Genomic DNA, 14075 nt, shown 5'->3' on the forward strand with positions numbered 1-14075 from the left:
AATATTTAGGTATTTGTAGTTTATCTTTTGAATGTACTTTTTACCCAAAATTTTTTACAGAGATTTGGAAATGAGGTGATTGAGATACCATTTGCATATTACACCCTTTAGTGAAGCAAATTATCGATAAGAGGTTTGAATGTCAATTAGTAGGGTATAACCAATATGATGTATACATATTAAGTGATGAATTGGGCGTAAAAAGAAAGGAAGTTAATAATGAAACAAACAGAAACGAATCAAAAGGCAAGTCCTGTTCTAATTGTTTCAGCTATTATAGTTGGATTATTTGTTTTATGGGGAGCTTTGTCTCCAGCTTCATTAGACGCAGCAGCTGGTCAAGGCCTTGGATGGATGTTAGATAACTTTGGCTGGTTTTACATGTTGTGTACGGCATTTTTTGTATTATTTGTTATTATATTGGCAATTAGTCCATACGGAAGAATACGACTAGGAAAACCAGATGAGAGACCTGAATATTCATGGTATTCATGGATAGGAATGTTGTTTGCGGCTGGAATTGGTGTTGGGTTTGTCTTTTGGGGCGTGGCAGAACCCGTACTGTATTATTTTGACACACCAGTAGGATTTACTTCAGAGACACCTGAGGCAGCAGTTGCTGGGTTAAGGTATGCGGTCTTTCATTGGGCGTTGCACCCATGGGCAATTTTCTCTATTGTTGGTTTAACGTTAGCGTACGTCCAGTTTCGAAAGGATCGACCTGCCTTGATTAGTTCAGCTTTTTATCCATTAATAGGAGAGCGAGTGAATGGTTGGCTAGGAAAATCAATTGATATATTAGCAGTAATTGCAACATGTACAGGTGTAGCGACAACATTTGGTTTAAGTGCTCTTCAAATAACAGGAGGACTTTCCTATATTTCGCCTATTCCCAATTCAGTTGTGACTCAAACAACCATTATTGCTATTGTCACATTTCTGTTTATGTTCTCGGCTGCTAAAGGGGTAGACAAAGGTATTAAAAGGTTAAGTAATATCAATTTGGCAGTAGCAGGAATCTTACTAGTGTTTGTCATCATTGTAGGGCCGACCTTATTTATTGCCGAGAGTTTTGTAACAACACTAGGTGGTTATATTACAAATGTAGCGTCAATGAGTTTAACGATGACGCCATTTACTGAAAGTGCTTGGCTTGGAACGAACACCATTTTCTTCTGGGCTTGGCATATTGCGTGGGCTCCATTTATGGGAATCTTTATCGCTAGAATTTCACGCGGGCGTACGATTCGTGAATTTATGGCCGGTGTATTGCTTGTTCCTTCATTACTAGCAGTCATTTGGTTTACAACATTTGGAGGAACTGCATTAAATCTTGAGATTGCTGGAGCTGCACCAATTGGTGATTTAGTAATGAGCAATGTTGAGCTAGCATTATTTGCTACACTTGGGGAATTACCTTTAAGTGCCATTACAAGCTTTATTGCAGTTATTCTAATCTTAATCTTCTTTATCACTTCTGCTGACTCAGCTTCATATGTATTAGGAGCAATGACATCTAATGGCAGCTTGAATCCGAGTTTATTTGTAAAGATGTTATGGGGAATTTTGATTGCTGGTACAGCGAGTGTCCTTTTAATAAGTGGAGACGGGGGCTCGGTGCCCTACAAACGGCTTCCATCATTGCAGCCTTACCTTTTGCGATCATTATGACGATTATGATCATCTCTATCTTAATTATGTTAGGGAAAGATTTTAAATTAGAAGGAAGCAAACGACGTAAAAGAAATCGTAAAGAATTTAAAGCTGAAATTCGTGAGGAAATGTATGATGAAATAAAGGAAGAAGTTCTTGAGGACATGAGAGAAGAAGTAATTGAGGGTTTCAAAGAAGAGGTTTATGAGGAAATGAAAGAAGAGTTAAAAGAAGAAGTGTATGAAGAAATGAAGGAAGAACTAAAAGATGATCTCATTGACGAATTTGACATTGGTCAAGAAAATGATCAAAAGAAGAAATAAATTCAGTTTTAAAAAGAGTAAGAGAAAGGTGTAATACCTTACCTCTTACTCTTTTTCTTTAATCTTGTCATGAATGCTTTCTAATTCTTCTAAAGATAATTCACCAAGTGATTTCTTTATTTCTTCTTCGATTTTCTTCCGATTGCTTTCACGATATTGATCCCACCACTCTCGTAAGCCTTCTGTATTTGTCAGCAAGTATTCAATATCAATTTCTTCAACTTCATCATCAGATAGATAATCGAGTACAGAAGCCAAGAGGCGATTCAACTTTTCAATTTCTTTTTCATCTCCGGCGGGATTGGTTTGTACCTCATTAACTTCCGTTGATGTGGATTTTTTTGGCATTATTTCTCCTCCTACATAGTTCGGATTTTTTTTAGTATGTGCTAAATGATGCTTTGCAATAATGAAACGAGTTAAGTAATGGAGATCCTGCCTAATCTCTGGTTTAAGCAACACATCTTCAGCGCTTGTATCATAACCTAATAATGCCATTTGGCTACAAAAGTAAATGAAGAAAGGATGCATCTTATGGGAGATTTTCAGCAAGAACTTATGGATATTATGGTGAAAAGAGTGTTGAAAAAGCACAATGTTAAGCCTGCTTCCGATTTATCTGAAGAGGAAAAAGAACGGGTTAAGAAAGTAGTTGGAGAAATTCAGTCGGAAGTTGAAAAATTTCTAGAAAACCAGAACAAATCTGTTAGTGAACAGGATTTTCCGAATAATGAGCAGAGTTCAGTTGAATCAACAGTATCTGCAAATGAATTTAAGCCTGAAGTTAAAAAGAATCTTAAGAAGCTTATGCAAAGTAATAACGATGTTAGCAAAGCAAAAACATTTTTCAACAAAGAATAACAGTTATTAAAATTGCTCAATGAAAAAAGCCGCTGAAAGAGATGTGTATTCCTTTTTCAGTGGCTTTATGAAAAAAGAGCTATTTTTTATGCGTTTGTCTTAAGACAAACAACCAAGCAAAATTGACCTATTGGTAATAGTCTAAAGTAGAGACGAAAGGAGGAAGGGAAAATGAGTCATTTCTTTTCAGAGATTTCTCAGGAGACTGATCAAATCAACAAATTGTTACAACAATCACAAGAACATATTATTATTAAGGATTCTTGTGAGATTAATGTAAGCACAACAGATACAAAAGCAGCAGTATCATTGCAAGCATCGTTACAAGCAGCCATTGCTTTACTCATTAGTATTTCGGTATTAAGTAGTGATGAAGCAGAAAGCATTACTCAAGAGCTGTTACAAATAACGAAAACAAAGCAAATAAATATACAGAAAACGGTTATTGAAAATTCTAAAAATATCGATGTGACAACAATTGATACTCAAATTGGAGTGAATATTCAACTCTTACTGCAAGTCTTGTTAGCGTTGTTAGTCAATTTAGATATTCTTTCTTAATAGAACCGAATTTTAAGGGCGGTGACTCATTTAAGTGAGTTACTGTCTTTTTTTGTGTATTGAGCATTACTAAAAAAAGAAATTAGACCTTTACCCTCCGGCATTAGACCAAGCAAATAATCCATGAGACACATAATGTAGATTAGAACGGAAAGGAGGAAGTGAAATGAATCAAGATGTTTTTTATTCATCAAAGAAAGATAAAGATGACTCAAGGTGGTCGGCTCTTGATCCAAAAGCATGCCATCCGAAAGATGATAGTGATGTAGTTCAAGATGCTGTACAAATTGATAAGACGTTACAGGTATCAGAAGAGTATATTTTTATTAAAGATTCTTGTGATGTAACAGTAAGTTCAACAGATACAAAAGCTGCGGTGTCGTTGCAAGCTTCATTGCAAGCTGCAATCGCGTTGGTGATTAGTCTTTCAGTTGCAAGTGCAGACCAAGCAGAACAAATTACACAAGAGTTACTGCAAAGCACTAAGACGAAGCAGTTAAATTATCAAAAAACGGTTATTGAAAATTCGCGTAGCGTAAATGTAACAACAATTGATACTCAAATTGGAGTGAATATTCAGTTGTTACTTCAAGTTCTTCTAGCGTTATTAGTAAACATTGATGTTCTATAAAATGATTGGGGTGGGAGCTTCCTACCCTTTTCTAGTTGGTCATACATACGATTTCGAAATGGGTTAAAGAACCTATTTACAGTTGTTTGAATAGAGTATACATGAACCTAAATTTACGTAGGGAGTTGAATAAAATGTTTTATCATGTAGATCAATTACAATATCATGCCAAGCCAGCACGTCCTGACGCTGTGTATGCAAAGAAGCTTCAAGAAATTTTAGGTGGTCAGTTTGGAGAAATTTCAGTTGCACTACAGTATATGTTTCAGGGATGGAATGTCCGAGGTGAAGAGAAGTATCGAGATCTATTACTAGCAACAGGTACAGAAGAGATGGCGCATGTTGAGATGCTTGCAACTATGATTGCTCGGCTATTAGATAATGCTCCTGTTGGAGATCAAGAAATGGCTGCGAAAGATCCAGTTATTGGAGCGGTATTAGGGGGAATGAATCCTCAGCATGCAATAGTGAGTGGGTTAGGTGCGATGCCAGCTGATAGTGTCGGAAATCCATGGACTGCGAGTTATATTAATGCAAGTGGGAACTTATTAGCGGATTTCAGATTAAACTTAACAGCTGAATCTCAAGGAAGATTGCAAGCAGTTAGGTTATATGAAATGACTACTGATCCTGGTGTAAAGGATATGCTTTCCTTTTTAATTGCGCGTGATACGATGCATCAGAATCAATGGTATGCAGCGATATGTGAATTAGAAGAAAAAGAGAATATTGTCGTACCAAGTACTTTTCCACGCGAACTTGAAAAACGAGAAGTCGCCTATGATTATTATGATCTGTCAGGAGGAACAGCTAGTAAACACGGTAGGTGGGCACATGGACCAAGTATGGATGGTTTAGGTGAATTTAAATATTATCATAACCCTAAACCTTTTGGGAAAATACCTAATTTACGACCAGCTCCGCCGTATATCCATAATACAGTTCTTCCAAAAGGACCTCATTTGCCGCCACTTCTAGGATGATCTAATAGCGCTTCTCTTTTTATTTTTTTGATGATGATCAGGGACTTAAAAGCGATGATAAGTTAGTATTAACGAAAAATCCATACGTATTAAATGAATAGCATCCGCTACTCCGTTAAATATACTTCGCTTTCTGCGGGAGGCTGGTGAGCCTCCTCATGCTAACGCACTGTGGGGTCTCACCGTTTCCTTTTAATCCCGCAGGAGAATTCCTCTGCTAAGGTTGTCATGGTTCGTATTTTTAATAAGCCACTTTAGTTATATTAAAGCCTTAGCTATTCTTCTATCTTAGTATTCGATCTGACCGCTCTCTTACTATAAGTCATGATCAGAAGGGTTATAAAAAACAAAGTGAATGCGGAGATGATCGTTAATCCTACAATAGGCAACTGAATGGCGTTAGCAATAACGCTAGCAATCATGCAAACATAAAGAGCACCAAGTAATTTCTTCATTTTCTTTTCAGAGTAATAGATGGTCGCCTTTGCACCTAAAGGAGCTCCGATAAAAGTTCCTATTATAAGGAAAATCCCTACTAAATAGTTGAGTTCAGTAGAAAAACTATAAGTGATCAATCCTGTTGCAACGATAAAGACGACAGAAGCTAAAGCGGTTCCTACTGCATGTGCTGCTTGAAAATGGAGCAAAGTGATAAGTAAAGGAACAATAAAGAAACCTCCACTCACTCCTAGAGCGGAAGAAATGATACCGGTCCCTAACCCGATGAGACAAATCATAAAAGTTGGAGCTTGGGTTCTGTTTTCAACTTGACTTTTGTTATGCGTCTTGCGTAGGAGTGTATATGCAAAAAATCCAAGTAACGCGACATACAAAAAAGAGATAGCAGTTTCTGCAAAGCCACGGTCATCTAATTGAAGCATAATGGGGTGTGAAATTTGTGTCCCCACGATTCCAAAGATGTTAATAATAATTACATAACGCCACTTTATATTTTTCATGCGTAAGTGGGCAAAGGCGCCTGTAATCGAGGTTCCTAAAGAAAGCATTAGACTTGTTCCAATGACCATTGTAGGAGGAAATCCAAGTAATAATAAGAATGGAGTTAGAATAATTCCTCCACCAATTCCAAAAAAACCAGAAAAACAACCAATAAGTAATCCTAACAGTATAAAAGGTAATAAATCCATGTAGTCCTCCCTTCGTTATTATAAGGGAAAAGGGTTAATATAGATAGTCTCGACAAACTTAAGAGAACTTCGAGGAATCTGCTTTTGAGCTATTGGAATTGACTCCTGTTTGACAAATCAAAATAAAATCTACAAAAATGACTTACTTTCTCGCTGAATCTCAAATATTTTTGTTAAAATTTGTAAAAAAAGTAAATCACCTTCTAACGATCAATGCAGTTTAGTATGATGGATACAGTTGGAAGCGCATCACAAAATCAAATTCCAACCCAACTTAAAGGAGGAATTTAAGATGAGCAAGAAACTACTTTATACGATTTTAGCAGGAGCATTATCAGTGAGTGTCTTAGCAGCGTGTGGAGAACCAGTAGATGAGAATGCACCATTAGAAGAGGACCCAGCTGCAATTGATGAGCCAATTGACGAAGAAACAACTGATTAATACTTACGAACAACATTGAATACTTACTAAATTATGGAGTAACCCAATAGAAGGAATATTGGGTTACTTTTTTCGTTAAAATAAAGAAAGAATCTAAAATGTATAAAAAACGTTAAGTAAAGAAAATTCTGTATATATTTGTTTTAAATAATTTCGTAGAAAAAGTATTTTCAATTATTAGGCTATGTGTTATTATGCATTTAAAAGAATAAATATTATATCAGTAGATAATTATGGGGGTTTAAATAATGAATAAAAAATGGTGGATGTTAGGAGCATCAGCAGTATTGTCAGTTGGTTTACTAGCTGGTTGTGGTACCAACGAAGAAGATACAACAACGAGTGAAGATCCTGTTGATACAGGAGACACTGAAGAGGCAGTTGAAGATAAAGGCGTATTAATTATGGGAACTTCAGCTGATTATCCCCCTTATGAGTCAATTGACTTAACGACACAGGAAATAGTTGGATTTGACGTTGATATTGCGCAATACATTACAGATGAATTAGGATATGAACTTCAAATTGAAGACATGGACTTCAATGGTCTTATTCCAGCAATGGAATCAGGACGAGTTGACTTTGTTTTAGCTGGAATGACTCCTACAGAAGAGCGTAAACAAAATGTTGACTTTTCTGATGTATATTATGAAGCAACAAATCTAATTGTATCAAAAGAAGACCAGAATTATACTACTCTTCAGGACTTAGAAGGTTTAAAGGTTGGCGTACAGCTTGGTTCCATTCAAGAAGCTGAAGCAGAAGACCTTGCAGAAGAATATGGATTTGAAGTAGTAAAATTAAATCGTATTCCTGAAATTATGCAAGAATTAATTGCTGGCCGTATTGATGCTATTTTGATGGAAGATACGGTTGCAAAAGGCCACTTAGAAGCTCAACAAGATCTAGTTAGCTTTGCTGTTCCTAGTGAAGGTGAGTTAGGCTCAGCGATTGCTTTCCCTAAAGAAAGTGAATTGGTTGAACCATTTAACGAGAAGTTAAATGAATTAATTGAGAGTGGACAAATGGATGAGTTAATTTTAAAATGGTTTGATGCTGAAGAATAAAGATTTTTTACTATTACACCCGCGTGCAGATGTATGCCGCGGGATGTATTATGTTACTAAAAGATAGGAAGGATAAATTGGCATGAATTTAGATTTTAGCCAAATTGTTCCCCATATTCCTTTTCTACTACAAGGGGTTGGGGTAACATTACAGTTCGTTTCCGCTGCATTGATTTTAGGGCTGGTATTGGGAATTATTTTATCGATTTTTAAGATTGGTCGTTTTCGGCTATTACGTTGGGTGGCAAATGCCTATACGTCTGTTTTCCGAGGTACGCCGTTAATATTACAGTTATCAATTATCTATTTTGGTGTTCCACAATTTGGGTTTGATATATCCGCCTATGTGGCGGGGGTACTTGCCTTTGGTTTAAACTCGGCTGCTTATGTTTCTGAAATTATTCGTGCCGGTATTCAAGCGGTCGATAAAGGTCAAAAGGAAGCAGCGGAGGCACTCGGTATTCCGTACAGACCTACAATGCTCCGTATTATTTTGCCGCAAGCGTTTCGTAACATTTTACCGGCGCTGTTCAATGAATTCATTAATTTGACGAAAGAATCAGCTATTGTTTCAATTATTGGTGTAATGGATTTAATGCGTCGTGCTCAAGTATTGAATGCTCAAATTTATAGATATTTTGAAGCCCTCCTTTTCGTTGGATTGATTTATTACTTGCTTGTTATGGTGTTGACGATCATTGGTCGACTCATTGAAAGGAGATTACAACGTAGTGATTAAAATAGATGATCTTCATAAGTCATTTGGGAAGATTGAAGTATTAAAAGGGATTTCTACTGAAATCAATAAAGGTGACGTTGTAGCAATCATTGGTCCTTCTGGTTCAGGGAAGTCTACCTTGCTTCGTTGCATGAATTTATTAGAGACACCAAGTTCAGGCCAAATTTGGGTGGGGGATGAGGAGTTAACCAATCCTAAGACAAACGTTCTTCGGGTACGGCAAAGAATTGGAATGGTTTTCCAACATTTTCATCTTTTTCCTCACATGACAGTTTTGGATAATTTAACCTATGCCCCCATGACAGTAAAAGGAATTTCAAAACAAGAAGCGATTGAAAAAGCGGAAACCCTTTTAAAAAAGGTTGGATTGTTGCAGAAACGTGATGAATATCCAAGTCGCCTTTCTGGCGGGCAGAAGCAACGAGTAGCGATTGCGCGTGCTCTAGCTATGGAGCCAGAAGTAATGTTGTTTGACGAACCAACTTCCGCTCTAGATCCAGAAATGGTTAAAGAGGTATTAGAGGTTATGAAGGATCTTGCTATGTCAGGAATGACAATGGCAATTGTAACGCATGAGATGGGATTTGCGCGTGAGGTGGCTGATCGAGTACTGTTTCTTGATCAGGGAATTCTTATGGAAGATGCAGAGCCTAATGAATTCTTTAATGCTCCTCGTTCCGATAGAGCAAGGGATTTCTTAGAAAAGGTTTTATAATGAAACTGCTGCTGAAGTGGCTGTTTCATAACGGAGGTTGTTCTACTTGAACAGCCTCTTTTTTGACGTTTATAGGAGATTTCATTCATATAATTGAAGGTTCTATGCTAAACTAATTTAATAAATTACGCACTAAGTAGATGGGGGGAATTTATGTCATTGAAGATTGGTTATCGAACGCTAAAAACAGCAGTTGGAGCTGGCCTAGCTGTGGCGATTGCCCAAGCGCTGCATTTAGACTTCTATGGTTCGGCCGCGATTATTACAATTCTGTGTATCTCAGTTACAAGAAGGGACTCATTAAAAGTTTCTTGGGCACGCTTTGTCGCTTGTATGATTGGTATGTTACTAAGTGGAATGTTATTTGAATTGATTGGTTATCAGCCTTGGACACTAACCCTTATTATTTTAGCATTTATTCCTATTGTCGTACGTTTGAAAATAACGGAAGGGATTGCTACAAGTTCCGTTATTATCCTTCATCTCTATACGGTTGGGGAGATGTCCTTCTCTCTTGTTATTAATGAGATTTTAATAATAACAATCGGGATTGGTGTAGCATTATTAATGAATCTGTATATGCCTAACAGTGATCGTGCATTACGTCATTATCATAAAGAGATCGAGCTTCATTTTAAAAAAATTTTGCATGAATTATCGGTTTATTTAAGATATGGAGAAAGTGATTGGGATGGAAAGGAAATACCTGAAACCGTAGAATTGTTAAGTAAAGGGAAAAACCTTGCGATGAGAAATATTCAAAATCATATTCTCCGTTATGAAGACCAATATTACTACTATTTTAAAATGAGAGAGAAACAGTTTGAGATAATAGAGCGGTTGATGCCTTATGTGTCTAAAATTAATAAAACGGTTGAGCAAAGTGAAACGGTTGCCGACTTCCTCGATGAAGTCAGTGATGCGGTGAGTCCGATCAATCGAGTACCATATTTTTTAGATAAAATAAAAACAATGAAGCAAGGTTTTGAGGAAATGCCGCTGCCAACATCAAGAGAAGAATTTGAAGTTCGTTCATCTTTATTATATATCATGCATGAACTTGAAGAATATTTGCATATCAAGGATCGTTTGTGGAATCACGTGGATAAAAAGAAATTGTAGTGACAAACTAATGAGAAAAAGTAGAGGGAGGCATTAGTAATGAAACTCTCGCTTTTATCTCTGTTAATGTTGTTCATCACATCACCGATTTGGCCTATAGGTCAGAATCCAATAGTTGGAGACCCTTTATTAATTGTAAATGTTTCTACGAACGAACTTGCTTACATTGACCAAGGGGAGATTCAGGAAGTTCATAAAGTGGCAACTGGTAAATTAGGAGACGAGACGCCAGTTGGGCTTTTCACAATTGTTGTGAAAGCAAAAGATCCTTATTATCGAAAAAAAGATATTCCGGGAGGCGACCCGAACAATCCGCTTGGTTCCCGTTGGTTGGGGTTTGATGCCAATGATACTGATGGGAGGATCTACGGAGTTCATGGTACAAATCGTCCTGAATCTATTGGTTATTCCATTACATCGGGTTGCATCAGGCTACCAAATGAGATTGTTGAACAAATGTACGATGAAATTCCGATTGGGACCAAAATTTATATTACGGATGCGGAAGAAGCTTATTTGGAAATCGCCCAAAATATCGGAGCTATCAAGTAAGTGTGTGTCAATATAAACGTAAATAGACCAAATCTTTATAGATTTGGTCTTAAATAGTTAAGTAAAGGTAAACTCATTCTTAGAAGAAAGAGACACCCATTAATAGGGTACCAAGAACCATAGTAATAATCATAAGGTAAATGATTGCTTTTTGAAATTTGCGTGGCATAAGAAACCCTCCTCTACAATACCTCTTTTTATTTTACTTTGTAAATGACATCAGGACAAGCAAAAATGTAGAAATACCAGATAAAAGAAGGTTTTCAATGTAGAATTCAAGAATTAAAAGTAAACGCTTACGAAAAGGGTGGAAACGATGGACTTAAATAAACCAAAAAAAATTGACCATATTGGTATTGCTGTTCATTCCATTGAGGAGGCTTTGTATTTTTATCGTGATGTTTTACATATGAACTTATTAGGAGTAGAAGAAGTTGCTTCTCAAGGAGTGAAGGTGGCCTTCTTAGAAATAGGGGAGTCAAAAATTGAATTGCTTGAACCACTAAATGAGGATAGCCCAGTCGCACAATTTATAAAAAAAAGAGGAGAAGGGATCCATCATGTTGCTTTAGGTGTCGAGAACATTGAACAAAGAATCAAAGATATAAAAGAGAAAGGAATAAAGATGATTCATGACCAACCAGTTGATGGAGCTGCTGGAGCAAAGGTGGCGTTTCTCCATCCGAGATCTGCAAAAGGAGTATTGTATGAGCTTTGTGAGAAGCGCTGACTATTATCAAACTTGCGATTTTTAAAAGAGAAGAGTACCATTTAAATGAGACTTTTTAAACAGAGATTTGGAGGCAAACATACATATGGTAAACGAACAGCGATTAGTAGATGAGTTTCTTGAACTTGTGCAAATCGATTCAGAAACAAAGCATGAAGATGTCATTGCACCGATTTTAAAGAAGAAGTTTGAAGAATTAGGTGTACATGTATTAGAAGATGATGCTGCAAGTAAGACTGAGCATGCGGCAGGTAATTTAATTTGTACGCTTGAAGGGACAAAAAGTCATGTTGAGACAATTTATTTTACGTCACATATGGATACGGTTGTACCTGGTGTCGGGGTAAAACCATCAATTAAAGATGGGTATGTCGTAACGGACGGTACGACCATTTTAGGGGCTGATGATAAAGCCGGAATTGCAGCGATGTTAGAGGCAATTCGTGTACTTAAAGAAGAGAATATCGAACACGGTACGATACAATTTATTATTACAGTTGGTGAAGAATCTGGCTTGAATGGAGCTAAAGTACTTGACCCTGCTCACCTAAAAGCAAAATATGGATTTGCACTTGATAGTGACGGCCCAGTAGGGAATATTATTGTCGCTGCACCAACACAAGCAAAAATTAAAGCGACAGTTCTTGGGAAAACTGCACATGCAGGTGTTGCACCTGAAAAGGGGATTTCTGCAATCACAGTTGCAGCTAAGGCGATCTCGAAAATGCCGCTTGGACGTATTGATGAGGATACGACAGCTAATATTGGGCGTTTTGAAGGTGGAACGCAAACGAACATTGTTTGTGATCATGTAGCTATTTTGGCTGAGGCAAGGTCATTAATTGCTGAAAAGATGGAAGCTCAAGTGGCAAAAATGAAAGACGCGTTTGAATTAACGGCAAAAGAAATGGGAACAAAAGCTGAAGTAGAAGTGGAGATAATGTATCCAGGCTTTAAACTAGGTGATGGTGATGAAGTTGTTGAGGTTGCCAAACGAGCGTTGACATCAATTGGAAGAGAGCCGAAGCTTTTACAAAGTGGTGGCGGAAGTGATGCAAATATTTTCGCTGGCCATGGTATTCCTACTGTGAATTTAGCAGTGGGCTACGAAGAAATTCACACTAAGAATGAGCGCATGCCGATTTCTGAATTAGTCAAGTTGTCAGAAGCGGTAGTTTCAGTCATTAAAGAAGTGTCTAATAAATAATAAAATAACTGTAAATCAGTTTGTATAAAGAGCTCTGAAAGATCACTAACACAAAAAGGTTAGTGATCTTTTGCTGCTTTTGCCTTACTTTTTTGACGAACGTACTTTCTGTATAATAATTTCAGGAGGGCGAAATATGAATAAAGCGCGTGTGATTTTTCATTTAGATATGAATAGTTTCTATGCTTCAGTTGAAGTTGCTCATAATCCAAGTTTGAAAGGGAAGCCAGTTGCAATAGCAGGGAATCCAGAAGAGCGACGTGGGATTATTGTTACCAGCAGTTATGAAGCAAGGGCAAAAGGAGTGAAAACGACTATGCCTATTTGGCAGGCAAAAAAGCTTTGTCCGAACCTTATTGTGTTAAGTCCTAATGGGGAGAGGTATAAAGCAGCCTCAAAAGCATTATTTGAAATATTATTCTCATATACACCTTTTGTTCAACAAGTTTCAATTGATGAAGGCTATCTAGACTTGACGTCATATTTGAAAGAAATTCACCCTGTCAAACTGGCTCAGTTAATGCAAGAGCGAATTCAAATGGAATTAAATCTCCCGTGTAGCATAGGTATTGCCCCGAATAAATTTTTAGCTAAAATGGCAAGTGATATGAAGAAGCCTAACGGGATTACTGTACTTAGGAAACGCGATATAGAAAAGATGCTTTGGCCAATGCCGATCGAAAAGATGCATGGAATTGGCAGAAGAACGGTTGATAAATGGAAAAAGTACGGCGTCAATACGATTGGTGATTTAGCAAAAGCCGATCGGCTCTCTTTAATTAAAAAATTTGGAGAGCACGCACTACAATTAAAAGAAAGAGCAAATGGCCTAGATGATCGTACTGTTAATCCTCATGCTTATGGTGAATTTAAATCGATAGGAAATTCAACGACATTGCGAACGGATACGAAAAATGTTGTTTTCCTTCAATCGACTTTAGAAAATCTTGCAATGCGTGTACATGAAAGATTGAGGTCAAAAGAAGTCTTTGCTAGGGGAATTCAAATTACGATTCGGTACTTTGATTGGAAAATGGTAACGAAAAGTAATAAATTATTAAATCCAATACAAACAAAAGAAGAAATTATGAAGGAAGCGTTCAATTTATTTCGGCAGATTTGGAATAAAGAAGCGGTTCGTCTATTAGGGGTAAGTACGTATGATTTAATAGAAAAGAAATATGCTTATAAGCAATTAGATCTATTTACTTATAAAGAAGAAATAAGGCGCGAAGAGTTAAATGAGACGCTGCAACAATTACGAAATAAATTTGGAGACGACATTGTGAAAAAGGGTTGGAAGAAACAAGAAGGTGATGAGCATTAACAAATCCCTTTTAT

The 14075-nt window shown here is 37.0% G+C and carries 16 protein-coding genes and 1 pseudogene; 14 read left to right on the forward strand and 3 right to left on the reverse strand.

Annotated elements, in window-relative coordinates; genetic code table 11:
- The first annotated feature begins 219 nt into the window (after nucleotides 1-219).
- A pseudogene (locus BkAM31D_RS05380) lies at nucleotides 220-1976 on the forward strand (BCCT family transporter).
- A gap of 45 nt (nucleotides 1977-2021) precedes the next feature.
- On the opposite strand, the gene BkAM31D_RS05385 reads toward BkAM31D_RS05380, so the two are convergent.
- The gene (locus tag BkAM31D_RS05385) at nucleotides 2022-2324 is read right to left on the reverse strand and encodes a hypothetical protein (RefSeq protein ID WP_066154532.1); all 303 of its coding nucleotides are present in this window, start codon (nucleotides 2322-2324) and stop codon (nucleotides 2022-2024) included.
- A gap of 186 nt (nucleotides 2325-2510) precedes the next feature.
- On the opposite strand from BkAM31D_RS05385, the gene BkAM31D_RS05390 reads away from it, so the two are divergent.
- The 4 genes from BkAM31D_RS05390 (at nucleotide 2511) to BkAM31D_RS05405 (ending at nucleotide 5012) form a co-directional block, all read left to right on the forward strand.
- The gene (locus BkAM31D_RS05390) at nucleotides 2511-2837 is read left to right on the forward strand and encodes a hypothetical protein (protein ID WP_066153825.1); all 327 of its coding nucleotides are present in this window, start codon (nucleotides 2511-2513) and stop codon (nucleotides 2835-2837) included.
- 171 nt (nucleotides 2838-3008) lie between these two features.
- On the forward strand, nucleotides 3009-3398 hold the full coding sequence (locus BkAM31D_RS05395) for a spore coat protein (RefSeq protein ID WP_066153828.1): 390 nt from the start codon (nucleotides 3009-3011) through the stop codon (nucleotides 3396-3398).
- Between the two features lie 166 nt (nucleotides 3399-3564).
- Entirely contained in the window at nucleotides 3565-4029 is a 465-nt protein-coding gene (locus tag BkAM31D_RS05400) for a spore coat protein (protein WP_066153831.1), read from the forward strand.
- 134 nt (nucleotides 4030-4163) lie between these two features.
- Nucleotides 4164-5012: a manganese catalase gene (locus BkAM31D_RS05405; RefSeq protein ID WP_066153834.1), complete on the forward strand. Its 849-nt coding sequence runs from the start codon at nucleotides 4164-4166 to the stop codon at nucleotides 5010-5012.
- A gap of 275 nt (nucleotides 5013-5287) precedes the next feature.
- On the opposite strand, the gene BkAM31D_RS05410 is transcribed toward BkAM31D_RS05405, so the two are convergent.
- Entirely contained in the window at nucleotides 5288-6160 is an 873-nt protein-coding gene (locus tag BkAM31D_RS05410; protein WP_066153836.1) for a sulfite exporter TauE/SafE family protein, read from the reverse strand.
- 292 nt (nucleotides 6161-6452) lie between these two features.
- On the opposite strand from BkAM31D_RS05410, the gene BkAM31D_RS23890 reads away from it, so the two are divergent.
- The 6 genes from BkAM31D_RS23890 (at nucleotide 6453) to BkAM31D_RS05435 (ending at nucleotide 10797) form a co-directional block, all read left to right on the forward strand.
- Nucleotides 6453-6602, forward strand: a complete 150-nt coding sequence (locus BkAM31D_RS23890; protein WP_169801105.1) for a hypothetical protein — start codon at nucleotides 6453-6455, stop codon at nucleotides 6600-6602.
- Between the two features lie 248 nt (nucleotides 6603-6850).
- The gene (locus tag BkAM31D_RS05415; protein ID WP_066153838.1) at nucleotides 6851-7669 is read left to right on the forward strand and encodes a transporter substrate-binding domain-containing protein; all 819 of its coding nucleotides are present in this window, start codon (nucleotides 6851-6853) and stop codon (nucleotides 7667-7669) included.
- 82 nt (nucleotides 7670-7751) lie between these two features.
- Nucleotides 7752-8408 (forward strand): amino acid ABC transporter permease, encoded by a 657-nt coding sequence (locus BkAM31D_RS05420; protein WP_066153841.1) that lies wholly within the window; start codon nucleotides 7752-7754, stop codon nucleotides 8406-8408.
- Nucleotides 8401-9123 (forward strand): amino acid ABC transporter ATP-binding protein, encoded by a 723-nt coding sequence (locus tag BkAM31D_RS05425; protein ID WP_066153844.1) that lies wholly within the window; start codon nucleotides 8401-8403, stop codon nucleotides 9121-9123. Before BkAM31D_RS05420 ends, BkAM31D_RS05425 begins: the two co-directional genes overlap by 8 nt.
- A gap of 153 nt (nucleotides 9124-9276) precedes the next feature.
- Nucleotides 9277-10245, forward strand: coding sequence for an aromatic acid exporter family protein (locus BkAM31D_RS05430; RefSeq protein ID WP_066153847.1), 969 nt, complete (start codon nucleotides 9277-9279; stop codon nucleotides 10243-10245).
- Between the two features lie 39 nt (nucleotides 10246-10284).
- Nucleotides 10285-10797 (forward strand): L,D-transpeptidase, encoded by a 513-nt coding sequence (locus BkAM31D_RS05435; protein ID WP_066153850.1) that lies wholly within the window; start codon nucleotides 10285-10287, stop codon nucleotides 10795-10797.
- Nucleotides 10798-10876: 79 nt separating this feature from the next.
- Here BkAM31D_RS05435 and prli42 read toward each other — a convergent pair whose 3' ends face one another.
- Nucleotides 10877-10966, reverse strand: a complete 90-nt coding sequence (gene prli42 / locus BkAM31D_RS23465; protein ID WP_157076802.1) for a stressosome-associated protein Prli42 — start codon at nucleotides 10964-10966, stop codon at nucleotides 10877-10879.
- A gap of 147 nt (nucleotides 10967-11113) precedes the next feature.
- On the opposite strand from prli42, the gene mce reads away from it, so the two are divergent.
- The 3 genes from mce to BkAM31D_RS05450 all read left to right on the forward strand — a co-directional run bounded on the left by mce (nucleotide 11114) and on the right by BkAM31D_RS05450 (nucleotide 14061).
- Entirely contained in the window at nucleotides 11114-11527 is a 414-nt protein-coding gene (gene mce / locus BkAM31D_RS05440; protein ID WP_066153853.1) for a methylmalonyl-CoA epimerase, read from the forward strand.
- Nucleotides 11528-11612: 85 nt separating this feature from the next.
- Nucleotides 11613-12734, forward strand: a complete 1122-nt coding sequence (locus BkAM31D_RS05445; RefSeq protein WP_066153855.1) for a M20/M25/M40 family metallo-hydrolase — start codon at nucleotides 11613-11615, stop codon at nucleotides 12732-12734.
- A 136-nt stretch (nucleotides 12735-12870) separates the two neighbouring features.
- Nucleotides 12871-14061 (forward strand): DNA polymerase IV, encoded by a 1191-nt coding sequence (locus BkAM31D_RS05450; RefSeq protein ID WP_066153858.1) that lies wholly within the window; start codon nucleotides 12871-12873, stop codon nucleotides 14059-14061.
- Nucleotides 14062-14075: the final 14 nt, after the last annotated feature.

Origin of the sequence: Halalkalibacter krulwichiae (assembly GCF_002109385.1) — a bacterium.
Taxonomy (GTDB): domain Bacteria; phylum Bacillota; class Bacilli; order Bacillales; family Bacillaceae_D; genus Halalkalibacter; species Halalkalibacter krulwichiae.